Annotated in this window: 19 protein-coding genes; 18 read left to right on the top strand and 1 reads right to left on the bottom strand. The window is 66.9% G+C overall.

The features are described 5' to 3' along the window. Nucleotides 1-65 precede the first annotated feature (65 nt). Entirely contained in the window at nt 66-1,454 is a 1,389-nt protein-coding gene (locus Verru16B_RS07610) for a GDSL-type esterase/lipase family protein (protein WP_099093270.1), read from the top strand. Between the two features lie 79 nt (nt 1,455-1,533). Here the strand turns inward: Verru16B_RS07610 and Verru16B_RS07605 are convergent, their stop codons facing one another. Then, complete coding sequence (locus tag Verru16B_RS07605) at nt 1,534-2,691, bottom strand: hypothetical protein (RefSeq protein ID WP_157772328.1); 1,158 nt, start codon at nt 2,689-2,691, stop codon at nt 1,534-1,536. A gap of 174 nt (nt 2,692-2,865) precedes the next feature. On the opposite strand from Verru16B_RS07605, the gene Verru16B_RS07595 reads away from it, so the two are divergent. From Verru16B_RS07595 to Verru16B_RS07515, 17 genes are all read left to right on the top strand, one after another. After that, a complete protein-coding gene (locus Verru16B_RS07595) occupies nt 2,866-4,728 on the top strand; it encodes a right-handed parallel beta-helix repeat-containing protein (protein ID WP_083270186.1) in 1,863 nt (620 codons plus the stop codon). Nucleotides 4,729-5,112: 384 nt separating this feature from the next. Further along, nucleotides 5,113-5,664 carry a type II secretion system protein gene (locus tag Verru16B_RS07590; protein ID WP_069961717.1) on the top strand — a complete coding sequence of 184 codons (552 nt, stop codon included), beginning with the start codon at nt 5,113-5,115 and terminating at the stop codon, nt 5,662-5,664. Continuing rightward, nucleotides 5,664-6,464 (top strand): hypothetical protein, encoded by an 801-nt coding sequence (locus tag Verru16B_RS07585; RefSeq protein WP_069961716.1) that lies wholly within the window; start codon nt 5,664-5,666, stop codon nt 6,462-6,464. Before Verru16B_RS07590 ends, Verru16B_RS07585 begins: the two co-directional genes overlap by 1 nt. 113 nt (nt 6,465-6,577) lie before the next feature. Next, the gene (locus Verru16B_RS07580; protein WP_069961715.1) at nt 6,578-7,078 is read left to right on the top strand and encodes a gluconokinase; all 501 of its coding nucleotides are present in this window, start codon (nt 6,578-6,580) and stop codon (nt 7,076-7,078) included. 159 nt (nt 7,079-7,237) lie between these two features. Continuing rightward, nucleotides 7,238-8,869 (top strand): hypothetical protein, encoded by a 1,632-nt coding sequence (locus Verru16B_RS07575; protein ID WP_069961714.1) that lies wholly within the window; start codon nt 7,238-7,240, stop codon nt 8,867-8,869. Then, the gene (pilO, locus tag Verru16B_RS07570) at nt 8,866-9,417 is read left to right on the top strand and encodes a type 4a pilus biogenesis protein PilO (RefSeq protein WP_069961713.1); all 552 of its coding nucleotides are present in this window, start codon (nt 8,866-8,868) and stop codon (nt 9,415-9,417) included. The genes Verru16B_RS07575 and pilO overlap by 4 nt, the downstream gene beginning before the upstream one ends. A gap of 23 nt (nt 9,418-9,440) precedes the next feature. After that, nucleotides 9,441-9,950: a hypothetical protein gene (locus tag Verru16B_RS07565; protein WP_069961712.1), complete on the top strand. Its 510-nt coding sequence runs from the start codon at nt 9,441-9,443 to the stop codon at nt 9,948-9,950. A gap of 178 nt (nt 9,951-10,128) precedes the next feature. After that, nucleotides 10,129-11,238, top strand: coding sequence for a hypothetical protein (locus tag Verru16B_RS07560; protein ID WP_069961711.1), 1,110 nt, complete (start codon nt 10,129-10,131; stop codon nt 11,236-11,238). Between the two features lie 365 nt (nt 11,239-11,603). Continuing rightward, the gene (locus Verru16B_RS07555) at nt 11,604-12,215 is read left to right on the top strand and encodes a hypothetical protein (protein ID WP_069961710.1); all 612 of its coding nucleotides are present in this window, start codon (nt 11,604-11,606) and stop codon (nt 12,213-12,215) included. A gap of 288 nt (nt 12,216-12,503) precedes the next feature. After that, a complete protein-coding gene (locus tag Verru16B_RS07550) occupies nt 12,504-13,262 on the top strand; it encodes a PulJ/GspJ family protein (RefSeq protein WP_157772326.1) in 759 nt (252 codons plus the stop codon). Continuing rightward, nucleotides 13,259-15,772, top strand: coding sequence for a DUF7305 domain-containing protein (locus Verru16B_RS07545; protein ID WP_069961708.1), 2,514 nt, complete (start codon nt 13,259-13,261; stop codon nt 15,770-15,772). The genes Verru16B_RS07550 and Verru16B_RS07545 overlap by 4 nt, the downstream gene beginning before the upstream one ends. 176 nt (nt 15,773-15,948) lie before the next feature. Then, entirely contained in the window at nt 15,949-16,665 is a 717-nt protein-coding gene (locus Verru16B_RS07540; protein WP_069961707.1) for a hypothetical protein, read from the top strand. Nucleotides 16,666-16,868: 203 nt separating this feature from the next. Beyond that, on the top strand, nt 16,869-19,079 hold the full coding sequence (locus tag Verru16B_RS07535; protein WP_069961706.1) for a protein-disulfide reductase DsbD family protein: 2,211 nt from the start codon (nt 16,869-16,871) through the stop codon (nt 19,077-19,079). 271 nt (nt 19,080-19,350) lie between these two features. Continuing rightward, nucleotides 19,351-19,779: a bacteriohemerythrin gene (locus Verru16B_RS07530; RefSeq protein ID WP_069961705.1), complete on the top strand. Its 429-nt coding sequence runs from the start codon at nt 19,351-19,353 to the stop codon at nt 19,777-19,779. A 51-nt stretch (nt 19,780-19,830) separates the two neighbouring features. Continuing rightward, a complete protein-coding gene (locus Verru16B_RS07525; RefSeq protein ID WP_083270185.1) occupies nt 19,831-24,261 on the top strand; it encodes a chemotaxis protein CheB in 4,431 nt (1,476 codons plus the stop codon). 8 nt (nt 24,262-24,269) lie between these two features. Beyond that, a complete protein-coding gene (locus tag Verru16B_RS07520; RefSeq protein WP_237023487.1) occupies nt 24,270-25,250 on the top strand; it encodes a DMT family transporter in 981 nt (326 codons plus the stop codon). 110 nt (nt 25,251-25,360) lie between these two features. Further along, a complete protein-coding gene (locus Verru16B_RS07515) occupies nt 25,361-26,059 on the top strand; it encodes an esterase/lipase family protein (RefSeq protein ID WP_069961703.1) in 699 nt (232 codons plus the stop codon). Nucleotides 26,060-26,086: the final 27 nt, after the last annotated feature.

Genomic DNA, 26,086 nt, shown 5'->3' with positions numbered 1-26,086 from the left:
TAGTCTGAGCCGAATCTGGCTTTCGGGTCTTTCGTGTGTTTGGTGATGACCCGTTACCCCACCCCATGCGTACCCCTGCCCTACCCGTCCTGAGCCTGTCGAAAGGGCTCGTCCTCGCCTCGCTGTTGCTCACCGCCAGCGTGTCCGCCCAGTCGGTCCCGGCCGCCCCGGCGCCCGCCGATCCCCGGTTTGAACTCCCCGCCACCGACGTCGGCCTGCCCGGCGAGGGCACCATCCGCCGCTACGACTGGTTCAAGAATCTCTGGCGCGAGCGCCGCACGACCTTCGCCGCCCGCGTCCAACACGACCAGGGCGCCATCGTCTTCCTCGGCGACTCCATCACCCAGGGCTGGCACGACAACTTCGACGACGCCTTCCCCACGCTCCGCACCGCCAACCGGGGCATCGCCGGCGACACCACCCGCGGCGTCCTCCTCCGTCTGCCGGAGGACGTGATCGCCCTCAACCCCGCCGCCGTCGTCCTGCTGATCGGCACCAACGACCTCGACGAACCGGGCAACACCCCCTGGACCATCGCCGCCAATTTCCGCCTCATCCTCGCGGCCCTCAAAAAGCACAACCCCGCGATGCCGGTCGTCGTCTGCCACGTCATGCCCAGCTCGCCCCAGAAGAACCGGCCCGCCTACCTCATCCGCCGCGTCAACCGCCTCTACCAGGAAGCCGTCGCCGACCAGCCCCAGGTCACCATGCTCGACACGTGGAAACTTTTCGCCGGCCCCGGCAACGATGCCACCCTCGCGGAGTTCCCCGACCTCCTTCATCCCAACAACGACGGCTACGCCAAGTGGGCCGCCGCCCTCCGCCCGATCTTCGCCACCCTCGGCTTTCTCGAGCGCCAGAACGACAACTTCACCATCGAGAACGACTTCGTCAGCCTCTTCAACGGCCACGATCTCACCGGCTGGGGCTGCCGCGCGACCACGCCCGAGGATCTCAAGTCCGCCCAGGGCTGGCAGTCCTCCTCGGCCGATGCCGCCGCCTGGCCCGTCGTGAAGGAAGCCGTGACCTTCGACGGCCTAAAGGCCAGCCCCGACGGCCGCTTCGTGGCGAAGAACGGCCGCCTCATCGTCACCACGCCCACCGTGCCCCGCATGGTCCAGCAACTCTGGACGACACGCGAGTTCCCGCAGAATTTCGTGCTCCGGCTCCAGTTCCGCGCCACGCCCAACGCCGATAGCGGCGTCTACCTGCGCGGCCCCCAGCTCCAGTGCCGCGACTACCTGCTCGCCGGGCCCTACACCAAGCTGCGGCACTACCGCCCGCTCGATTGGAACGACCTCGAGGTCACGGTGAAGGATGGTATCGCCCGCGCCACCTGCAACGGCGAGGTCCTCGAGGAGGCGATGCCCCTCCCCGCCACCGGCCCGATCGGCCTCGAGGGCGACATGGGCCAGATGGAATACCGCCGCATCCGGATGATGGACCTGCCCTGAAGAAAGGATGAAGGAAGAATTATGAAATGCTGGCTCCGGGATTTCCGGCGCCCCGCTTTCTTAATTCTTCCTTCTTAATTCATCCTTCTTCCTTGCTCCCCACTTTGCCCACCACCCAGTCGGCCACCCGGTTCAGCCGCAGCGCGAACACGAGCCACATCAATCCCAGCGCCACCCAACACCACTTGCCGAGGACATAATAGTTCCGGCGGATCTCGGCCTTCTTCCAGCCGTAGCCGTCCATCAGCTTGTTCATGTCGCCGCCCTCGTCGTCCTCGCCGTTGATCATCGAGCCGAACGGAATCTCCTCGATCCCGCGGTACACATCGCCCCACCGCACCCAGATCGCGATCAACGTGGTCGCGCCGATGAAAAAGAAAACATAACGGCACCCGCCCCACCGGAATTTCTCCGGCAGCTGCACCCAGAAAAACAGCATGCAGAGCGTGCTCAGCACAAACTCCCCGCCCACCCCGCCAAACGCGCTCCACCAGAATTCCTGCCGGTGCTCCGGCATCCGCCAGGTCATGTAATACTGCAGCCCCGCCAGGCCCACCGCCGCGATCATCGCCCACACTTTCCGCTCCAGCAGCCCCGCGCCAAACAGCAGGCCGAACAGCAGCAGCAGGCCCCAGTAGACAAAATGCGAGTACTCCGGCTCTACCGGCGTCCACCCGAACGGCAGCGGCGTGGCGCGAAACCCGCACAGCCACGCCGGCACCGCATGCCCGAACTCGTGCATCCACACGTGGAAGCCCTTCAGGAAAAAACCCAGCGGGCTGATCGTGATCAACCACGTCACCGCCAGCAGCAGCGGCGGCACAAACGTGTTCACCTTCCAGTCATCAAAACGCAGCAGGAAAAATTCGTCGTCCGCCGGATCCCGCGCCGTGAGCACCGGCGGCGTAAGCAAGGTCCGCGGCGGTTTCTGTAGGGCGGGGTCGCCGAACCCCGCCGAGGACGCGGCAACACTTTCGTTCATAGGCGGGGTTCGGAGACCCCGCCCTACACCCGTGCCCGCTGTTCCGTCCCTGCTTGCCGCGGCTCCCGCCGCCTCCACCGCCCGCAGATGCGCCCCCAATTTCTCAAACGCCGCCCGCAACCGCGCGCGCTCGGCCTCCAGTTCCGGCTGCGGCACGTCGGCCGCCCCGCTCTTCCCCTTGATCAGGGCAAAGTTCCGTTTCATGAACGCCCGCTCCAGCTCCGCCGCCGTCACCCCCGGCGCCACGCCCAGCACGGCCTGACAATGGGCGATTTCCTCCGGATTCATCGGGCGGAAAGCTGCCGCAAGCTCCCGCGTCTGTCGAGAACGGGAACGGGAGGGCGGGCTCCCCACCCCCCGTTCGAGTGTTAGCACGGCGGCGCGGTTTGCCCTTAGCGCCAAACGCGACAGCACTTTACCTGTACCCCCATGATCACCCCACGCCCCCTCCGCCTGCCCGCCCTCCTGCTGACTGCCCTCCTCGCGCTCGGGCTCGCGCCGGCCCTGTCCGCCCAGCCCTCGGGCGGTCCCTACGGCCCGCTGCCGCAGACCTACGAGGTCCCCGCCACGGCCGCCCACGTCTACTACGTCGCCCCCGACGGCGCCGCCGACGCGCCCGGCACCCTGGAAAAACCCACCACCCTCGCCGCCGCCGTCACCCGCGTCGTGACCGGCGATGCCATCATCCTCCGCGGCGGCACCTACCGCACCGGCGGCCTCTTCCTCAACCAGGGCATCACGCTCCAGCCCTACCGCGACGAGAAACCCGTCCTCAAGGGCACCCTCGTCGCCGACCAGTGGGAAGCCCTGCGCGACGGCATCTGGCGCACCAAGTGGACCACCCTCTTCCCGCAGAAACCCGCCGACTGGTGGCGCCGCAACCGCGAGGGCATGCGCACCCCCCTCCACAAATTTAACAACGACATGGTCTTCGTCGACGGCAAGCCCCTCGCGTCCACGTTCTGGGAAGGCGAACTCACGGAAAACACCTACGCCATCGATTACGAGGCCGGCTACGTCTTCATCAAGGTCGACCCGGCCGGGAAACAGATCGAGATCACCGCCTTCGACGGCGCCCTCACCCGCACGACCCGCGACGTGCACGGCAAGAAATCCGACCGCAAGGGCTACCAGATGCGCGGCCTCACCCTCACCCAGTACGCCTATCGCGCCCTCGAGGTCGAGGGCACCGAGCCCGAGAAACTCGCCGATCCCTCCACCTTCGGCCAGGAGGTCGTCGGCACCCTCCTCGAGGATGTCACCATCACCCACTGCTCCCGCGTCGCCGGCTACTTCCGCGGCGACCGCACCACGTTCCGCCGCTGCCTCATCAGCGACACCTCCACCGAGGGCATCTACATCATCGATTCCGCCGACTGCCTCCTCGAGAAAAACATCTTCACGCGAAACAACATCGAGCAGATCACCGGCTACTACCCGTCGGCCGTGAAGATCTTCAACCAGTCCTACCGCGTCGTCTGCCGCGACAACCTCATCATCGACAACCCCCACTCCAACGGCCTCTGGTACGACGTTGGCAACGTGGATGGCGTCTTCATCAACAACTGGGTCGAGAACTGCCTCGACGGTTTCTTCTGGGAAATCTCCAAGGGCGTCACCGTCGCCGGCAACGTCTTCATCAATTGCGACAACGGGGTCCGCATCCTCAACAGCTCCGGCGCCAAGATCTACCACAACACCTTCCTCAACGCGCCCGCCGCCTTCCAGCGCGACACCCGCAGCGCCCAGGGCGACCACTTCGGCTGGCACCCGTCCACCGGCCCCGACGTCCACGAGCGCCACGGCCACGTGTTCAGCGGCAACCTGGTCCTCGCCGACGCCCGCTTCACCAAGCCCCTCCTCCGCGCCGACCAGCACCCCGCGCTCAAGGACCGGCTGAAGGACCCCGCCTTCGACACCGTCGACCACAACGTCTACGCCCGCCCCGCCGCCCCCGCCGCGGCCCGCGCGGTCGCCGGGGCCGAGGATACGAACACCGCCCTCGTGCAGAATGTCGGCCCCGCCCTCATCGCGTGGAGCCCCGCCGCCGGTGACACCAACCAGTTCATGCTCCAGTCCCCCGCTGAGCTCACGGCCAAGTTCCCGCAGTTCGACGCCCACAGTGTCCTGCTCCCGCTCGCGCCCACCGCAGTCCTGCAAAGCCCCGAGCTCCGCCGCTACGCCCCGGCCCGCCCCCTCTCCGTCCAGGCCCCGCTCCCCGCCGCCGTCGCCCAACTCCTCGGCTGGCCCGTGCAGAAAACCTACGTCCCCGGCGCCTACCAGACGGAATGATTCTCGCAGTCCGGGATCCAGGGTTAGGGGTGAATTAGGACACATAACTAATTCCCGGATCCCGGGCCGCGGGTCCTCCCTCGCGGAAGCTCAGGGAGACCGAGCTTCCACGACGAAGTCACCCAGGCACTAAGGGCCGGACTTGAGCGGTCCCTCCCTTCGCTTTCTCCGTGCCTCTGTGTCTCCGTGGTTAACCCCGCTCAGGTCCGAAATCCCCGATTCTCCCGCGGATGACGCGGATCAGCGCGAATGATCTCATCCCGTTTTGCTTCGCACCCTTTCGGCTTTTCGCGGCCACCCCTGCCTCGGCCCGTTCCTCCCTTCCGCCCGACGTCTTCCACTGGGTGCTTGCCACCTGCACGGCGCTCCGCCGGAATACGGCCGATGCCCGCCCTGCCCCGACCCTCCCGCCTGATCGGCCGCCAGCGCCTGCCGCGCTCGGTCGCGGGCGTGATCAGCCTGGTCGAGCTCATGGTGGTCGTGCTCATCATCAGCATCCTCTTCCTCGCCGCGGTCCCCACCTATCAGCAGATCCAGCGCAAGGCCCGGGCCGCCGCCATCGCCAACGACTTCCGCGTCTTCAGTTCCTTCTTCCAGGCCTACGCCCACGAACGCGGCAGCTGGCCCGCCGAAGCCGGCGCCGGCATCGTGCCGACCGGGATCGACGCCTCCGACCTCCAATTCGAAAACTGGACCCGCGGCACGCCCATCGGCGGCAAGTTCGATTGGGAATACAACCAAACCCACCCCGGCGGCACCAGCCCCGGGGGACGCTGGCGCTCCGCCATCGCCATCAATTCCACCGCGGATTCCGCCCTGCTCATCGATGCCGACCTCATGGAGACGATCGATGAGACCCTCGACGACGGCAATCTCACCACCGGTAACTTCCGCAGCGGCTTCGGGGACTGCCCGCTCTTCATTCTCGAACCCTGATGGCCGCGTCCACTTACAGCGTCACCCTGCATCACCTCGCCCCGGGCGCGACCGCCGCCGGCCTGGAGTACCCGGACACCGCGCTCGCCGAGGTCACCCCCACGCAGCTGGCGGGCTTGCTCCTCGAGCTGGAACTGCTCGCCGCCAAGCTCACCATCTACGAACCCTCGACCCCCGAGATCCGCATCAAGACCGATCGCGAGGTGTTCGTCGTGCGCACCCGCTACCGCCAGCTCTGCTTCGTCGGCCGCGAGGCCCTGCTCCGCGGTGAGCAGCACAGCATCCCCTTCATCCTGGGCACCATCACCGGCAATGCGCCCGAACCCGTCCGCCCGGCCGATACGCCCCGCGTCTTCGAGCGCCCGCCCACGGCCACTCCGACCACGGAGCACACCGCCCCCCAGGGCCCCTGGCTGAAGATCACCGTGCTCCTGGTGCTCATCGTCGCCTGCCTCGGCACCGGCGTCTGGCTGCTCGTGCGCCCCGCCCGCACCCTCGCGCCCAAGTTCACCTACATGAACGGCTCCGAGTCCTCCGCCCTCCTCACCCGCCTGGCCGGCGAGTACCAGACCGGCACCGGCGAGGGCGACCGCCGCCTGATCATCGCCGCCGACGGCACCCTGCGCCTCGCGAAATACGGCGCGACCCAATCTGTCGCCGAGGAAATCATCCGCACCGCCCGCGGCGCCCGCCAAGGAGGCCAGCCCGCGCTCGCCACCAGCGACCCCTACATCCTCCTCGTCCGCGATCCCGACGGCGTGTTCCTCTTCGGCCAGAACTACAAACGCGTCTCGCCGTAACGCGACGCGCTCGTGAGAAGAATCAAGTGACAAGTCCCACGAACCGCAGCTTCAGCTCACGGCCCGGTCGATCTGTTGTTACTTGATACCAGATCCTTGTTACTTCGGTTCCCATGCCTTCCCCCCTCGTCCTGATCATGGGTGTCGCCGGCTCCGGCAAGAGCACCATCGGCCGCTCCCTCGCCGCCGACCTCGGCTGGACCTACCACGAGGCCGATGATTTCCACTCGGCCGCCAACAAGGTCAAGATGGGGCGCGGCTTCCCCCTCGACGACACCGACCGCGCCCCCTGGCTCGCCGCCATCCGCGCCGCCATGGACGCGAGCCGCGCCGCCGGCCAGCCCGCCGTCTTCACCTGCTCCGCCCTCAAGGCGCGTTACCGCGAGGTGCTCCTCGCCGGCCTCCCCGGCGTGACCCTCGTCCACCTCACCGGCGACCGCACCCTCCTCCTCGCCCGCCTCAGCGGCCGCCAGGGCCACTACATGAAACCCGCGATGCTCGACAGCCAGCTTGCCGCCCTGGAAGCCCCGCCCGGCGCCCTGACCCTCGACATCAGCCAGCCTCCCGAGACCCTCGTCGCCGCGATCAAGGCGCGGCTGAAGCCCGAGACCTGAAGCCTCAAGGGAAGCCACGAACCAACATACGCTTTGGCGTGGTCCGTTATCCTGCGGATCCCAGGTCCCCCTCACCCTCCTCCCCCCTCACATCCTTGGCTTCGACCACCTTGACGCCGGGCCACCGGGCCCAATAGTCCATTCCCGACGTAAACACCTGTGCTCCTCTCCAACCGCAACTCCCGGCGCAGCCTCCTGATCGAGCACAACCCGTTTCAGATCCTCGCTGCCGGCATCACCCGCGCCGACAGTGACGGCACGGTGACCATCGATTGCGCCGCCGAATTCGACCGCGACGACGATGCCGGGCTGCGCCACTGGCTGGCCCAGAATTTCGAGAAACAGAACGCCTGGGTGCCCGCCGTCGCCAGCTTCAGCCCCCCCGAGGCCCTCTTCCAACGCGAGAGCCTCCAGCCCCGCAAGCTCGCCGACGCCGACTACCTGCCCGAACTCGTCAAGGACCAGTACAAGATCGAGCAGCCCGCCAACTGGAAGCTCCAGGTCCTCAGCCCGCTCGAGGGCGAACTCATCCCCGCCGAGGGCACCCAGCGCCCCGGCCTGATCTGCGGCGTCTCCCACACCGACGTCCACCTGATGCAGCAACAGCTGCTCGACCACCGGCTCCTGCCCTACCGGCTCGAGATGAGCATCCTCCCGCTCCTCGGCGCCGTCGCCGAGCACCAGGCCCGCGTCAACGACAAGCGCGCCATCGTCGTGGTCGTCATCGAGCAGGAACACACCGTCGCCTACATCCTCGGCAAAGAGGGCGTGCACACACCCGCCACCGTCCGCAACGGCTTCTCCTCCATCGTCCAGGCCGCCCGCCGCGAATTCGAGCTCACCACCGCGGCCGAGGTCCGTCAGCGCCTCCAGCAGCCCGACGACGAGCTTCTCCTCCGCGCCTCCAAGTTCGTCCGCGCCATCGGCCGCGACCTCAAGCCGCTCGTCGACTCCTACGAGATGACCACCGGCCAGCCCGTCGGCAGCATCTACTGCGCCTACCTCCCGCCCGCCCTCTCCTGGATCGCCGAGCCCCTCGCCCAGGTCGTCGGCCGCACCCCCTTCACCTTCGATTGCGCCGCGTGGCAGACCACCGTCGGCATCCAGACCGGTGGCGACGTCACGGCCCCCGGCCACCACTGGCTCGGCGCCCTCAGCCTCGTCGCCGACCTGCCCGGCAGCAAACCGGAGCAACCCACCAAGGGCGATGCGGCCTACCGCGGCCCCTGGCGCATCGACTGCCGCATCTCCGCCGCCCTCCCCAGCAGCGACCTCATCCGCCGACGCTTCATCGGCAACGCCGTCGCCGCCACCCTCGCCTCCGCCGTCCTGATCTTCACCCTCTGGCAGTTCTACACCAGCGGCCTCCTCAGCACCGAGATCAGCTACTGGCAGCAGCAGATCGCCGAGAACGACCGCGCCTTCAAGTCCCTCAACGCCGACGCCGCCAAGCTCGACGCCCTCGTCAAGAAACTCGACGCCGCCCACGCCCTCGTCCACGCCCCCTACGTCACCTCCGACCTCATCCTCGAGTTCGGCCGCACCCGCCTCGAGCGCATGAGCCTCGAGCGCATCGACGGCTTCCGCGAGGGCCTCGTCCTCCGCGGCATTCTCCGCGAGCCCTCCACCCGCGCCAGCCAGACCCTCCGCACCTACGTCGACACCCTGCGCCGTGACCCCAAGCTCGGGCCGCTCTTCAGCAGCGTCGTCCTCGTCTCCCTGGAACGCAACGAGGAGGCCAACCAGATCACTTTCGAGATCGCCTGCCGCCTCAAGGAGCCCGCGCCATGATGGCTTTGCTCCAACGCTTCCTCATCCTCGCCCGGCGCAACCCCGTGCTCGTGATCAGCGTGGCCGTGATCATCCTCTCCGGCACCGCCTCCTGGTTCCTGTGGCAGCGCCAGGAGTCCCTCACCGGCGTGCACGCGCAGGTCCAGCGCAACGGCGAGGCCATGCTCCAGTCCCTCACCGGCCACGCCCGCGTCACGGCCGAGATCACCAAGCTCACCGAGGCCCTCGACTACATCGACGCCCACCTCATCAACGAGGCCGACCTCGCCGAGAACCTCGGGTACTTCTACGAGATCGAGGCCGTCAGCCGCATCAAGTTCACCCAGGTCAGCCAGCTCAGCTCCCAACCCCAGGCCGCCGGCAAACCCTACAACGCCGTGCCCTTCAGCCTCCGCACCAGCGGTTCCTACCGCCAGCTTCTCCGCGTCATCCGCGAACTCGAGAACGGCCCGCGCCTGCTCCGCATCCGCAGCTTCAACCTCGAGGCCGGCGCCGATCCCGAGAAACTTACCCTCGACCTCAACGTCGAGCTTCTCGCGCGCCCCTGAAGCACAGCCCGCATCGCCCGCCCATGAAGCCGTCTCTTCCGACTTTCGCCCTCCTCCTCGCGCTCGCCGCCGGCCCCGCCTTCGCGCAGGCCCCGACCGCCGTCACCGAAACCCTCAAGAAGGTCGCCGCCCGCTACTCCCTCACCGAGCAGCGCATCGCCGAGACCGTTGGCCGCCGCCTTAACCCCCAGCCCCTGCCCGCCTCCCTGCCCAACCCGTTCTACAGCGGCGTCGAACTCACCGAACTCGCCGCCCCGCCACCCGAGACTGAACTCGTGCCCGACGCCCCCGACCTCAGCGACGCCGACACCCTCGCCAAAATCGGCCCCGCCCTGCGCATCTCCGGCCTCGTCGTCCGCGACGGCCTCCCGCACCTCATCGTCAACTCCATCGTCTGCAAGGCCGGCGACGTGATCCCCATCCCCACCCCCGGCCGCGACACCCCGATCTTCATCCAGGTGCGCAAAATCTCCCCGGACGCCTTCACCCTCGGCCTCAACGCCGCCGAGCTCACGCTGCCACTGAAACTGTGAAGGCCGAAACCTGAGTTCCGATCTGGCGCCCGATGATCTCCCTCTCTGTGCATCAGTCTTTCAGGTCTCAGGTTTCAGATTTCCGAGTGGCAGCGCCAGCTGCGCGACTCATCCCGGGCACCCAGCAGGGAGCAACAGGAAGGTTTCAAGCCCCGGATCTCAGGTCTCGCCTTTCGCGATGAGCGAATCTGAAAAAGATCCCGCCGCGGACCAACCCGCGCCCCTTCCCGACGCTTCGGTCACGCCCGCTGATAGTCAGCCTCAGGCGACCCCAGCAACCCCCGCCGCGCCCACCACCCCGGCCGATCCCGCGGCACCCGCGGCCCCGGCCGCCGACGCCCCCAAGCCCCCGGCGCCCGTCCTCACGCCGATCGACTACGCGATGCCGCAGTCGAAGTCGTTCATTCCCTCGCCCGCCCTCATCAAGAACCTCGGCTGCATCTTCAAGATGCTCTTCGGCTTCACGGTGCTGCTCATCCTCGGCTACGTCATGCTCATGGCCCTGAACCCCAAGGCCCGGCAATGGGCCTTGCAGGGCAGCCAGCCCGGCTCCGCCGGAGCCGGTGCCGACACCTTCGGCAGTGGCGCCGCCGGCAGTGGCCTCGGCGGTGGCCGCGGCCCCACCCCTTTCAAGGCCGTCAACCAGATCCTCGCCATCCCCGCCCAGGCGCTGGGCAAGACCGACGACGTCGTGAAAGCCAACAACGCCCGCGCCGGCCTCCTCGACGGCATGATCGCCCAAGAGGAAAACCAGGCCAAGGGCACCGCCCCCGGCAGCAGCTCGCGCCCCGCGTACAACCCCTTTGCCTCCGACGCCGCCAAGGCCGGCCCCGCCGCCCCCGGCAAGGCCGCCAAACCCGGCGAGCCGCTCTCCCCCGAGGACGAACGCGCCGCCAACGCCGCCCGCCTCCTCGCCCTCCAGGAAAGACAGGCCGCCGCGGCCGCCGCCGGCACCCTGCCCCCCGCCGCCCCCGTCAACGCCGTGCGCGCCACCGCCGTTGCCCAGACCGTCGAGGTCCTCGCCCCCGTCACCCTCCCCGGCGGCATCGTCATCCGCGGCGCCTCCCCCGACGGCACCCCGCCGCCCACGCGCACCTTCTTCTACTGGGTCGTCAACCTCACCATCGGCGCCGTCAACCCGCCGCGCGTCCTGATCAATGGCCGACTCGTCCACGAGAAACAGGAAATCTCCATTCCCCAGGGCATCACCTTGTCCCAACTCGACTCCGCCCACCGGCTCCTCGTCTTCCAGGACAAAACCGGCGCGATCGTAACCCGCTCCTATTGAGCAGGGCGCAGCTGTTGGTTGTTGGTTGCGGGTGTTTGGGATCGTAACGGAGCCAAGTCGCCCTCGTCCCGCTTGCCTCGCTGTAGGGCGGCGTCGCCGAACCCCGCCTTGGTTTCTTTTTGCGCTTCGTGTGCTTTTTGTGGCTACTCCTTCGCGTAATTCATGTATCCCGTGGTTAACAAAGTCTTGTGAGTTTTTGCCGCCCATCTCCCCCCTTCCTGCGAGCTCCATCGCGGTTGCCCGATTCCGTCGTCTGTCGTCCGCCGTCTGTCGTCTGCCAGCCGTCCTCAGCCCTGCCTGCCCTGAGCTTGTCGAAGGGCTACCCGCTACGCGCTACTTCTTCAGGGTTTACCATCGTCGAGGTGATGATGGCCTCCGTCATCCTCGTCGTCGGCTTCATGGGCATGATCCAGGCCGTCACCATCGGCTCCGAGATGCTCGCCACCGCCCGCCGCCAGACCCTCGCCGCCCAGATTCTCAACCACGAGATGGAGAAACTCCGGCTCATCTCCTGGACCAGCATGCCGGCGACGGCCACCGACGTCACGGTAGGCATCGATTGCACCTTCTGGCCGACCTGGGTGGGCGGCAGAAACTACGCCGTCAACGAAGTCGTCACCTACAACGGCGCCTGGTACCGCTGCACGGTCGCCTCCCCCGCCAACACCTTGCCGACCGACACTGGCTTCTGGACCGCCACCACCACCGCGCTTTCCACCGATATCGTAAACCGTGAGGGCGTCGTGCTTTCACTCGAGCGCACCACCGTCGACCTGATCGCGAGCGAGATGAAGGAAATCTCCTTCACGATCGAGTGGACCAAGGGCGGCACGACCACCGCCGCCGCCACGGCCACCGGCACCTGGCTTCAGCGTCTCTCCTTCCAGGGCAGCGCTCCCATCGCCCGCACCTACACCCGCCGCAGCACCACGTGGTTCACCAAATACGGCCTCAACCACGCCATCCAGCGTTCCTGAGTTCGATCCCCAAACTGTCATGGCCACAAAAAGCACAGAACACGCAAAAGGAGAATTTGCCCGCATCCGCCATGTTGGCTTCGGATCATATTTTTGCGCTTCTCGTGTTTTTCCAGCCACAGCGCAGGCTGGGCGACTGGTCCCGGGTGCCGAGCACGGCACATCAGGATGTGGCCAACCCCTGCCTTGGTTTGGATCAGTGACCCATCCATGTGGCTTCGCCTGTCGGCCGAAGTCTTGGCGCAGGCTGATGGTTAATCTCCCCCTGATTCCTTTTTGTGCATCCTTGTGACTTTTCGTGGCCATAAGTCTTCCGCCGGTACCGCCCTGCGCCTGTCGAAGGGGCCAGCCCTGCTCGCTACCCGCTACTCGCTACCCACTACTTCCCGCGCATTCACGCTGGTCGAACTGCTGATCGGCGCCTCGCTCTCCGCCGCCGTCCTCGCCGCCGTCCTCTCCAGCTACATCTACCTCGGCCGCAGCCTCGGCCGCCTCGCCAACCAGCAGGCGCTCGAAACCCAGGCGCGCCGCGCCCTCGGGACCTTCACCCAGGATGTCCAGCAGGCCACTGCTCTCGTCACGCAGTCGACCACCCCCATCTTCCCCGCCGCCCACCGCCTGGTCCTCACCATGCCAACCGGGACCGGCACGGCGAACACCGTCACGTATTACTACAACAGCGACCTCACCGACAGCGTCGTCGTCGCCGTCAACGGCATCAACGTCACCATGCCCGCCGCCTCGCTCACACGCTGCGTCTACAATCCCACGAGCAACACGCTGACCTCCACCCTCATCCTGCTGCGGAGCCTCACCGACGGCGATGCCGACGAGGCCGATAACGACCTGCGCTTTCGTTACTACGACGCCAGTGGCAATGAATACGAGACCGCCACGCTGACCGCCGGCAGTTACCTCCCCGGCATCAAGCTGGTGTCCCTCGAATTCGCCGCGCGCCTCGGCGTGGCCGCCAGCAACACCCAGACCCCGGTCCAGCGTGAGTCCTCCAGCCGCGTCGCCCTCCGCAACCGGGCCTTCCTGCAATGATCATCCGTGGTTCCAACCGGCATTTGTCCGCCCGCGGCGCGGTGCTACTTGTCACGCTCTGCTTTGTCGCCGTGCTGGCAATCATCCTCGGCAGCTACATCGCCGTCTGCAACCGCGCCATGCAGCTCAGCAATCGCTCCTTCCAATCCGACCTCAGCCGCCAGCTGGCCGAGTCAGGCATTGAGGAAGCCCTCCGTGCCTTCAACAAGAACGATTGGGGCGACTGGGCCAGCGGTGGCATGAACATCGACTGGACCCTCGACACCACCAACAAACGCGCCACGGCCACCATCACCTATCCCACGACCAAGTTCGGCCAAGGTGTTACGGCCACCGTCAAATTGCGTGTGGATAACTATGATGTGAATGTCCTGCCCTCGGCCTGGACCACGACGACAAACTATCTTCCGGGAAACATCGTTAGCTACACGGACGGTATCTGGTACCGCGCCACTACCACCCAGCTCAACAAGGTCCCCGGCTCTGCGAGCAGTTATTGGATTCAGGAATCCAGCCCGGCTTCGGCTGATATGACCTGGGTTGCCGGTTCAACCTATTACAACGGCAAGATGGTATTGCGAAGTGGCGCCTTATATCGGTGCAAGTTCGCTGGCTCACATGTGGCGAGTTTAAGCAACGCCCCGGGTAATACCACCTACTGGGCACTCGTGCCGTATTTCTCCTCGGCTTCCGACCTCCAGTATACGAACGAATCCGTCCTGCATTATCTAAATGCCAATTGGTATCGCTATAACAGTGGATGGGATGGAAACCTACCGTCTGGATCGGGATGGACCACCCGCTGGTTCTTCTCGAATGCCACGACTTACTATTTGGGCGACGTCGTCCGTAGCAGCACTACCTGGTATCGATACATCAATGCCAGCTCCTCCGCCGGCAACGCCGTCAGCAACACCAGTTACTGGCGCACTTCTCAGTCGTTGGCCGCAACTGCTGCAGCGGATTGGAACTGGAATTCCGCCTTCAACTATAACATAGGTGACGTGGTCTATAGCAGTAGCCGTTGGTATCGTTGCTTGGTGGCGAACATAAACAAGTCCCCTTCGACCAACCCTACCTACTGGTCAGTTTCCCCTCGGCTGACCACCGATTGGGAGCCGTACAGGCAGTATAGCAGCAACGATTTGGTTTTTCACAATGGCGTTTGGTATCTCAGCCTCCTGAACACCAATATCAACCAGAACCCGACCTCTGCCACCGCCTACTGGATAGGGGCCAATACCAGCAACACCAGCTACCTCTGGAACTCAACCACTGCCTACTCTGCCAATGCGTACCGGAGTTACGACGGCGTCTGGTATAAGTGCCTCGTTGGAAACACCGGCGAGTTGCCCGGCAACACGACCTACTGGACGGCCACCTGGGCCCAATCCTCCGGTATCTCGACTGGCGCGCCCATGCTCTATGCCGAGGCCACCGTCAACTTGGGCGACAGAACCACCAGTCGCATCCAGCTTCGCGCCCCGGTCACCCGGGCCAGCCTCTTTCCCAACGCAATCGGCGCGAGCTCGACGCTTACCATCACCGGCGGCACCGGCACGATTGACAGTTACAACAGTGCGCTTGGCACTAGCTATGCCTCCCAAATCGGGACCAGCACAAACTACTCCGCCGTGGTCGCGGCCGGTTCGGCTGAGGCCGCCGGCACCACCACTTTGCTGACCATCGGCAATGGCACGACCGTGAATGGCTACGTCTCCACCCCTTCCTCCTCCACCTCACCCTTCGCCCCGCGCACCTCGTTGGGCAGTAGTGCGACTGTCAAAAGCGCCACCAGTCCTGTGTCACCCACCGTTGATCTTACTCGCCTGAGCCGTAGTCCGTATGTGCCGCAATTTTCCACCTGGCCCGCCCCGGATATCGCCACGGCGTTCGCCAACTCGAACTTCCCAGCGGGCATCGTCTTGCCCACCAATCCCGCTGGCACCGTCACCATTGGTTCGGCCGGATCGGTCACCCCCTCTGTTTATTACTACAACGGCTCGTTGGATGTCGCTAGCTCAGGCTCCTACGAGATGGCCACTCTGGCCATCAATGGCCCGGTGATTTTGTATCTGAACGGCAACCTGCGCCTTCGCACCGGCGGCAGCGTGATCGTCCGTGAAACTGGGTCACTGGAGGTTCATGCCAGTGGCGGCATCCGGATCGATGAGGCGTCCAACGGAATCGATAATCAAACCCTCGATCCCCAAAAGGTTTTTCTCCTCAGTGATTCTTCCGGAACCACGACCCAGTACTATGCGGACACTACGAACCCCTTTTACGGGGTGATCTACGCACCGAACACCACCGCCACACTGGGTGTTGATATTCGCACCGGCGTCACCATCTACGGAGCGATTTCCGCGCGGAAAATCACATTCAGCAGCGAGGCCAATCTACACTATGATACCGCGCTGCGCTACGCGACCTTCGGCGGCGTCGACCAACCTTACACGGTCACCCAGTGGCGCGAGCTCCCCGTCACCGAGCGGGCCACGATGCCCTGAGACGCGAGGGCCCGGCCTCGGTTAGGGATTGTTTGTTGAGGGTTGTCGGTCCCGATCTCGGATCCTGATCCGCCGTCCGTAGTCTGTCCGCCGTCTGCCCTCTGTCGTCCGTCCTCCGTCTCCTGTTTCTTAATTCTTCCTTCCGCCTTCTTCCTTCCCTACACCTCGCGTCCCTGATGCCCCTGTCCGATCCATCACCCCCCGCCGCTGAGGAAGCCCCCTGGCGCGCCGGGCTGCACAGCCTCCGCGCTCTCCTCCTCCCCGGCCTCGTCCTCCAGGCCGTCGCGGTCGCCGTCGTCCTCGCCTACTATTTCATCCCGGCCACCGCGGGCTTCTTCGCCCAACTCGCCCGCTGGCAGGCCACGGGCGGCTTCGCCTTCTCCGCCGCCACCACCGCCGTCTGCGGCGGCCTCCTCCCCTTCCTCTTCCTCCGCCTCCACCCCGACACCCGCGCCGCCCACCCCGGGCCGCACCTCGTCTTCTTCCTCCTCTTCTGGGCTTGGAAGGGCGCCGAGGTCGACCTCGTCTACCGCACCCTCACCTGGCTCTACGGCGACGGCCACGACGTCGCCACCGTCGCGCGCAAGATCGCCACCGACCAGTTCGGCTACAACCCGCTCTACGCCACCCCCGTCGGCAACCTCTGCTTCGCCTGGAAGGACGCCGGTTTCCGCTGGGCCCCCGTCGCCGCCGACCTCCGCGCCGGCCGCTGGTACGCCCGCCGCGTCCTGCCCGTCCTCTTCGCCATTTGGTTTCTCTGGATCCCCGTCACCGCCTGCATCTACTCCCTCCCCGCCCCTCTCCAGATGCCCCTCTTCAACGTCGTCCTCTGCTTCTGGTCCATGCTCTTCGCCCACATCACGGGCCGGCAGAATACGAGACCTGAAACCTGAGCGGGACGGCACTTCACCCCAAAGGCACTAAGCCACAAAGGGGCGGATCCAATGATCCACCTCCCATGCCTTCCTTCTTAGCTCTGTGCCTCAGTGGTTAATCCCGCCTTGGGCCACCTTCTTATTCAGGTCTCAAGTTTCAGGTTTCGGCCCTCGAATACGGCATTTGAAATAAACCCCTGCCCACCTACTCTAACCCTCCAATGATCCTGCGCCGCCTGCTTTGCCTGCCTGCCCTGAGCCTGTCGATTGGGCTGCTGTTCCTGCCCGGCCTGATCATGGCTGCGCCCGGCGCGGTCAAGAAGGGCGCGGTCACCGCCGAACTCGTCGCCCGCGAGGCCTCCATCCAGCCCGGCCGGCCGTTCACCGTCGCCCTCAAGCTCACCCACGACCCGCACTGGCACACCTACTGGATCAATCCCGGCACCGGCTACCCCACCTCCCTCCACTGGAAACTTCCTCCCGGCTTCACCGCCGGCCCCATCGTCTGGCCCACCCCCCACGTCGTGAAGGATGCCAAGGGCATCGTCACCGGCCACGGCTACGAGAACGAGATCCTCCTCTTCGTCGAGATCTCGACGGACAAAACCCTCGTCGCGGGTTCAACCGTCACCCTCCGCGCCACCGCCGACTGGCTCATGTGCAAGGAGGTCTGCATGCCCGGTGACGCCGCCCTCGAACTTGCCCTGCCCGTCACCGCCGAGACGCCGCGCGACGACAGCGCTGCCGCCATGCTCTTCGACCGCGCCGCCCCCACGCTGCCCCAACCCCTCACCGGCTGGACCGCCACCGCCCGACGCACCGGCGACACCTTCACCGTGCGCCTCACGCCGGATGCCGGCACCACCCACCGCCCGGCCGGCCTGCACCTCTTCGACACCGCCGGCCTCATCGACTATGCCGCCCCGCAGGTGATCACCGAGGACCAGGGCAGCCTCGTCCTCACCCTCGCTGCCGCCAAGGAAGGCGACCCCGCCGCCCCCCGCCTCGCGGGCGTCCTCTCTTCCACCAACGGCTGGCCCGGTCGCCCCGACACCCCCGGCGCCGCCTTCGACCTCCCGCTCGGCGCCGCCACCACCCCCAACGACCAGGCCCTCACTCCCGGCTCCGAAGCAACGACCGACGCCGGACCCTCCACCCAACAACCAACAACTAACAACCAACAACTTCCCGCCTCCGCCGCTCCACCCGCCCCCGCGGGTCTCCTCGCCACCCTGGCGTTCGCCCTCCTCGGCGGCCTCGTCCTCAACCTCATGCCCTGCGTCTTCCCGGTCCTCGGCATCAAGGTCCTCGGCTTCGTCAACCAATCGGGCAGCGATCGCACCAAGGTCATCACCCACGGTCTCGTGTTCTCCCTCGGCGTGCTCGTCTCCTTCTGGGCGCTGGCCGGTCTGCTCCTCGCCCTCCGCGCCGGGGGCTCCCAGCTCGGCTGGGGTTTCCAGCTCCAGTCCCCCGCCTTCGTCTTCGGCATGGCCGCGTTCCTCCTCATCTTCGCGCTGAACCTCAGCGGCCTCTTCGAGGTCGGCCTCTCCGCCACCGCCGTCGGCGGCAAGCTGCAGATGCAGCAGGGCTACGGCGGCTCGTTCTTCACCGGTGTCCTCGCGACCCTCGTCGCCACGCCCTGCAGCGCGCCCTTCCTCGCCCCCGCCCTCGGCGCGGCCCTCGCCCTGCCCGCGTTCTCGTCCCTCCTCGTCTTCACCGCCATCGCCATCGGCCTGGCCGCACCCTACCTCCTGCTCTCGATCTTCCCCGCCGCCGTGAAACTCCTCCCGCGTCCCGGCGCCTGGATGGAAACCTTCAAGCAGCTCATGGCCTTCCCGCTCTACGCCACTGTCGGCTGGCTGCTCTGGGTGCTGGCCGCGCAGACCAAGGACAACGACAACGCCCTCCTCCTGATCGTCCTCGGCTTCGTCCTCATCGCCATGGCCGCGTGGGTCTACGGCCGCTTCGTGAAACCCGCCGGCCGCGTCGCCGCCGCCGCCTTGCTCGTCGGCGGCCTCTGGCTCGGCTGGCCCGTCGCCGCCGAGCCCGCCCCGGCCGGCGCCAGCGGCTACGTCGTGAAATGGGAACCCTGGAGCCCCGCGGCCCTGGAGGCCGCCCGCGCCGCCGGCCGCACCGTCTACGTGGATTTCACCGCCCGCTGGTGCGCCACCTGCCAGACCAACAAGGCCACCGTCTTCTCCTCCGGCGACGTTCTCGCCGACCTGGCCCAGCGCAACGTCCTCCTCCTCCGCGCCGATTGGACCAGCAAGGACCCCGCCATCACCGCCGAGCTGGCCCGCTGGAACCGCTCCGCCGTCCCCTTCAACCTGATCTACGCTCCCGGCCGTCCCGAGCCCCTCATCCTCCCGGAACTCCTGACCCCCGGCATCGTGCGGGACGCCCTCGCCTCCGTTTCGCGCCCTGGGAACTGAGGACCAACCCCGGGCCCGCCTCCGCGGGCCACGGCGCGAGCTCTCAGGCTTCCGTTCCTCTCTCGCCTCGGCCCCGGCGTGATGACCTGTGGCCACAAAGGTTCCGTCCATTCTGCGACAGAAACAGCGCATATCCTACGGTCGGGGCCAGCCCGGTGATGAGCAAGATGTGCGCAGTCGAGCCGCCGGCTTGTCGCTAGGATAGGTCCCGAAACGACGCAACGGTGCAGAGACCGGCTGGAGTCGTGCCACCGCCTCAACCCACGTCGCCATGCCCAGCTGGAATCCACGCCTAGAAACGGGTCATCCGCACATTGATGCGGAACACCAGGAATTTTTCCGCCGCCTCGACGCCCTGCGCGATGCCATCAACGCCAGCGGCGGCCGCGAGCAGATCATCGACCTGATCGTGATCCTCCAGAAGTACACCATCGGCCACTTCAGCCGGGAGGAGGCCTACATGCACCGCGTCAACTGCCCGGGCCTGACGGCCAACTGCGCCGCCCACCGCGATTTCGCCCGCCGCCTCGACAGCTGGCTCCACCTCCTCACCACGGGCACCGAGCCGGTCTCCCTGCTGCGGGACATTCACCACGAGGCCACCACCTGGATTGAAAGCCATATCCTCGGCATCGACTGCCAGCTCCGCGGCTGCCGGATGCCCGACTCGGCCCCACCCCTGCCCCTCCCCCCCCTCTGACCCCTTGTGCCCCCGGGCCCGCCGACCAGCGCCCGATACCGGATCCTGCCCATGAGCTCTTCCTCTCCCTCTCCTGAACTGGTGGTCGGACTCGGCGCATCGGCCGGCGGCCTCCGCGCGCTCGAAACCTTCTTCCAGGCCATGCCCTGCGACACGGGCTGCGCCTTCGTCGTCGTCCAGCATCTCTCGCCCGATTTCAAGAGCCTGATGAACGACCTGCTCGCGCGGCACACCCGCATGCGCATCCATCGGGTCGAGGATGGCATGCTGCTCGAGCCGGACTGCATCTACCTCATCCCGCCCCGCAAGCTGATGACCGTGAAGGGCGGCCGGCTGGCCCTGACCGAGCGCGAGGCCGCCCGGCAGCTCGAGTTCCCCATCAACGTCTTCCTCGAGTCGCTCGCCACCGACTACGGCCCGCAGGCCATCGCCATCATCCTCTCCGGCACGGGCACCGACGGCACCCAGGGCATCCGCGCCGTCCATGAGGCCGGCGGCCTGGTCATCGCCCAATCCCTCGAATCCGCCGACTTCAACGGCATGCCCCGCAGCGTCATCAGCAGCCAACTCGCGGACTACATCCTCCCCCCGGAGCGCATGCCCGAGGCCGTCATCACCTACGCCAAATACCCGCAGCTGCGCATGATGCAGACCACCCACGCCATGTCCGCCCACGAGGCGGCCGGCACTTTCGGGCCCGTCCTGGAACAGCTCCGGCACACCAGCGGCATCGACTTCGGCGAATACAAGATCCCCACCGTCCAGCGGCGCATCCACCGCCGCATGAGCTTCCTCCATCTCGCCGACGTCAACGCCTACGCCCGCCAGCTGGTCGAGCAACCCGCCGAGCTCGACGAGCTCTACAAGGACCTGCTCATCGGCGTCACCGAGTTCTTCCGCGACCCCGAGGCCTTCGAGTCCCTCGGCCGCGACGTGCTCCCCGCCCTGCTCGCGGAACCCGGTCGCGAGGAATTCCGTGTTTGGGTCGCCGGCTGCGCCTCGGGCGAGGAGGCCTACTCCATCGCTATCCTGGTCGACGAACAGGTCCGCGCCTCCGGCTACCGCGGCCGCGTGTCCATCTTCGCCACCGACATGCACCGCGAATCGCTCGCCCGCGCCTCGGCCGGCATCTACGACCGCGTGCGCCTGGAAAACCTCGGACCCGACCGCATCAGCCGCTACTTCAAGGAGGAACCCAGCGGCTACTGGCGGATCGTCCCAGAACTGCGCCAGCGCATCATCTTCTCCGCCCACAACGTCATCAGCGACCCGCCGTTCACCAAGCTCGATCTGATCACATGCCGGAACATGCTGATCTACTTCCAGCCCGCCACCCAGGAACGCGTCCTCGCCCTGTTCCACTTCGCCCTGCGCCGCGGCGGCGCCCTCTTCCTCGGCTCCAGCGAGGGCCTCGGCGGGGTCGAGGGCGGCTTCACCGCCATCGCGACCCGCTTCAAGCTCTACCGCAAGACCACCGACAGCCTCATCGCCCCGCCGGAAATCCGCAGCCTGCCCTCCGGCCGCACCCTCCGCCTGACCACGGGCCCCCTGCCCGGCAGCCTGCCCTCCACCATCACCGTCAACCGGAGCCTCCTGCAGGCCTATGACCACCTCCTCAAGGAGACCATGCCCGCCGGCTTCCTCGCCGCCGAGAACGGCGAGATCATCCAGTACTTTCAGGAATCCAGCCGCTACCTCCTGCCCCCCGAGGGCCGCTCCCACGAAAACCTCTACAACCGCACCGACGGCGACCTCCGCCTCGCCCTCTCCACCCTCATCCCCAAGGCCATCAAGTCCGGCGCCGAGGCCCAGGCCCTCGGCGTGCGCCAACGCCAGGGCACCGAGGAAAACCTCCTCGATGTCCTCGTCCGCCCGATCCCGGACGAACGCAACGGCGTCAGCCTCGTCCACGTCATCTTCCGCAACCCCCGCACCGCCCCGCCACCCCTCGCCGGCATCCAGGCCGACGACTTTGCCCCGCAGGACGCCCTCGGCAGCCGCGTGAAGGATCTCGAGATCGAGCTCCACTCCACCAAGGAGAACCTCCAGGCCACCGTCGAGGAACTCCAGACCAGCAACGAGGAACTCCAGGCCACCAACGAGGAACTCCTCGCCGCCAACGAGGAACTCCAGAGCACCAACGAGGAACTCCACTCCGTCAACGAGGAGCTCTACACCGTCAACGCCGAGTTCGAGCGCAAGAACCACGAGCTGAAAACCGTCGGCGAGGACCTCAACAACCTCCTCGCGAGCACCGAAATCGGCACCCTCTTCCTCGACCGCCACCTCCGCATCCGCCGCTTCACCCCGGCCATCGCCCGCATTTTCCATCTCCTCCCCCAGGACATCAGCCGCCCCATCGACCACCTCGCTTACCAGATCGAGGGCGAACCCAACCTCCAGCAGCACCTCCGCGAGGTCCTCACCACCGGCGTCCCCACCGCCCGCGAGATCCACACCCGCGAGGGCAACTGGCTCCTCCAGCGCGTCCTCCCCTTCCGCACCGCCGAGGACAAGGTCGACGGCGTCGTCATGACCTTCACCGACATCTCCGCCATCAAGTCGATGCAGGACAAGCTGAACCTCGCCATGGAATTCTCCCGCATGGTCTGGTGGGAATGGGATCTCAACGAAAACGTCCTCAGCACCCATACCGGCGGCCAGTCCATTTTGGGCTTCGCCGGCGCCATTACCACCACCAGCACCACCGAGTGGCACCAGCTCATCCACGCCGAAGACCTCGACCGCGTGAAACAAAGCCTGGAGAACTGCCTCCGCGGCGACGTCACCCGCTGGGAATGCCAGCACCGTTTCCTCACCCGCGACGGCCAGTGGCGCTGGGTCGTCAACAAGGGCAAGGTCGCCGCCCGCGACGCCACCGGCCGGCCCGTGCGCATGCTCGGCACCACCCAGGACGTCCACGAACGCTGCCTCGCCGAGCAGGAAATCAAGAAGCTCAACCTCGCGCTCGAACGCAGCCCCGTGATGGTCATGATCACCGACCTCGAGGGCCACATCGAGTACGTCAACCAGCACTTCACCGACATCACCGGCTACACCGCCAGCGAGGTCATCGGCCAGAACCCCCGCATCCTCAAGTCGCCCGACCAGGCCGAGGACGTCTTCCGCGACATGTGGTCCACCCTCAAGCGCGGCGAACCCTGGCAGGGCGAGATCCAGAACCGCCGCAAGGACGGCCGCCGCTACCGCGAGCGCGCCACCATGGCCCCGGTCAAGGACGGCGACGGCCGCGTCACCCACTACGTCGCCCTGAAGGAGGAAATCACCGCCGCCCAGACGCCCGATGCCGAGCAGAGCCGCATGGAGGAACATCTCTCGCAAATCCAGAAAATGGAGACCCTCGGCACCCTCGCCGGCGGCATCGCGCACGATTTCAACAACATCCTCACCGCCATCATCGGCCACACCGACCTCGCCGCCGACCTCGCCCCGGCCCCGCACCCCGCCGCGGAAAGCCTCGAGCAGATCCGCCAGGCCAGCCAGCGCGCCGCCGACCTCGTCCAGCGCATCCTCTCCTTCAGCCGCCGCGAACCTTCCCACCGCGAGAAGGTCGTCCTCTCCTTCCTCATTGCCGAGGTCACCTCCCTGCTGCGCGCCAGCATCCCCTCCACCATCAAGCTCGAGCTGTCGATCGACCGCAACGACCTGGCCGTCCTCGCCAACCCGACCGACCTGCAACAGATCGTGCTCAACCTCGGCGGCAACGCCGCGCACGCCATGCGCGAGAGCGGCGGCAGCCTCCACATCGCGCTCAAACCCGTCACCCTCGGGCAGGTCCTCCGCGCCACCGCCGGCACCCTGGAACCCGGCGACTACCTCAGCCTCCAGGTCAGCGATACCGGCACCGGCATCCCGCCGCATGTGCTGGCGCGCATGTTCGAACCCTTCTTCACGACCAAGCCCACCGGCGAGGGCACCGGCCTGGGGCTGTCCATCATCCTCGGCATCGTCCTCGCCCACGGCGGCGCCATCCAGGTCCATACCGAGGTCGGCCGCGGCACCACCTTCGAGGTCCTCCTGCCCGCCGTCGCCCCGGACCCCGACGAGAGCGAGGAGGAGCTTGGCCTGAGCGCCCGGGGCCGCGGCCAGTGCATCGCCTTCGTTGACGACGAGCCCTCGATCACCCTCATGGCCGAACGCGGCCTGACCCGCCAGGGTTACGCCCCGCAAACCTTCGACCGCGCCCAGGCCCTGCTCGACCACCTCGCCGACTCCACCCGGTCCTTCGATCTCATCATCACCGACCACACCATGCCCGGCATGACCGGCCTTGAGCTGATCCGCCGCCTGCGCGAATCCGGCAACCACACGCCCATCATCATCCTGTCTGGCAACGCCCGCTACGTCTCCGCCCGGGAACTGTCCGGCCTCGGCCACGTCCAGTTCATGCCCAAGCCCTTCGACCTCGGCGCCCTCGTCGAACGCATCACCGTCGCCTTCGCCCAAGCCGACGCCCCCTAGACCCCGGGGTGGAGCGCCTTGTCGCCAAGGCGCTGTCTCGACGCGTTTTCACCGCCAGCGGGGTTGATGATGCTGCCGTTTCCACGGCCAACCCCGCCTTGCGCCCGCCGCCCTCACCCGCCATGCATGGCGGCTTCATGCGCGACCCCGCCCACACCAAGTCCGTCGGCCTGCTCCTCGCCGGCGCCGTCTGCTGGAGCCTCGCAGGCGTCCTCTTCAAATACGTGGAGTGGCCCGGCCTCGCGGCCGCCGGCGGACGCGGACTCATCGCCGCCCTGTTCCTCCTGGCCGTGACCTTCCGCTCCCTGCGCTTCACCTGGTCTCCCCTCCAGCTCGCCGCCGCCGTCGCCTACGCCGCGTGCACCGTCCTGTTCACGCTCGCCAACAAGATGACCACGGCGGCCAACGCCATCCTCCTCCAGTACACCGCCCCCGTCTGGATCGCGCTGCTCGGCGCGTGGTTCCTCGGCGAACGCGCCACCCGCGCCGACTGGCTCACCATCGCCGCCGTCTTCGGCGGCCTCGCGCTCTTTTTCTACGAGGGCCTGCAGCTGAATAATGTCGCCGGCCTCCTCGTCGCCGTCGCCAGCGGCGTCGCCTTCGCCGTCATGACCCTCCTCATGCGCAAGCAGAAGGATACCTCAGCCCTGGAGTCCATCATCCTCGGCAACCTCCTCGGCTTCGTCATCGGCCTCCCCGCGCTCTGGACCGCCCCCGCGCTGCCCGCCACCGGCTGGATCGCACTCCTCCTTCTCGGCCTCGTGCAACTCGGCCTCGCCTACCTATTCTATGCGAAGGCCATCAAGCACGTGACCGCCCTCGAGGCCGTGCTGATCCCGGTGATGGAACCCCTCCTGAATCCGCTCTGGGTGCTGCTCGCCTTCCACGAGCGCCCCGGCCGGTTCGCCCTCCTCGGCGGCGCCATCGTGCTCGGCGCCGTGACCCTCCGCGCTGTCTCCGGCCTCCGCGCGCCCCGACCCGCCGCCTGATTCAGCTCAGACCTTTGAACCACAGAGACGCAGAGGACACCGAGCCAATCCCTCTGCCTTTCTCCCTGCCCTCTGTTTCTCCGTGGTTCAAATTTCTGGTCGCACTCTTCATGATTCCCCTCATGACCGCCGCACCCGCTCCCGAGCCCGCCTGCGTCGTCCTCCTGCACGGCATCGGCATGCGCGCCTACGTGATGAAGCGCCTCGAGACCGCCCTGCGCGCCGATGGCTACCGTGTGGTCAACCTCTCCTACCCGTCCCGTCGGATGCCCTTTGAGGAACTCGCCGGCGCCTACCTGCCCGCCCAGCTGGCCAAGCACGACACCGGCCGCGCCCCGCAGCTGCATTTCGTGACGCACTCCCTTGGCAGCCTCGTGCTCCGCAAGTTCCTCCAGGACGCCCGCCCGGCCAACCTCGGCCGCGTTGTCATGATCGGGCCGCCCAACCACGGCAGCACCGCCGCCGACGTGGCGAAGGAGAACACCCTGCTGCGCCACTTCCTCGGCGGCAACCTCCTGCGCCTCGGCACCGGGGACGACGCCATCGCGCGCACCCTCGGACCCGCCGATTTCGACCTCGGTATCATCGCCGGTACGGTGCCCGTGAACCCCGTGTTCGGCCGCGTGCTCGGCGGCCGGAACGACGGCGCCGTCACCGTCGAGTCCGCCCGCCTCGACGGCATGCATGACTTCCTCGTCGTCCCCTACTCCCACACCCTGATGCTCTGGCGCACCGAGGTCATCGACCAGACCAGGACCTACCTCCGCGACGGCCGGTTCACCCACCCAAAGCCAGCCACACCTCCTTAACCACGGATAAACCCGGCCTTGGTCGCT

The organism is Lacunisphaera limnophila (assembly GCF_001746835.1).
GTDB lineage: Bacteria > Verrucomicrobiota > Verrucomicrobiia > Opitutales > Opitutaceae > Lacunisphaera > Lacunisphaera limnophila.
The sequence above is the reverse complement of the archived record's forward strand: the minus strand, read 5'-3'. Positions and strand labels throughout refer to the sequence as shown.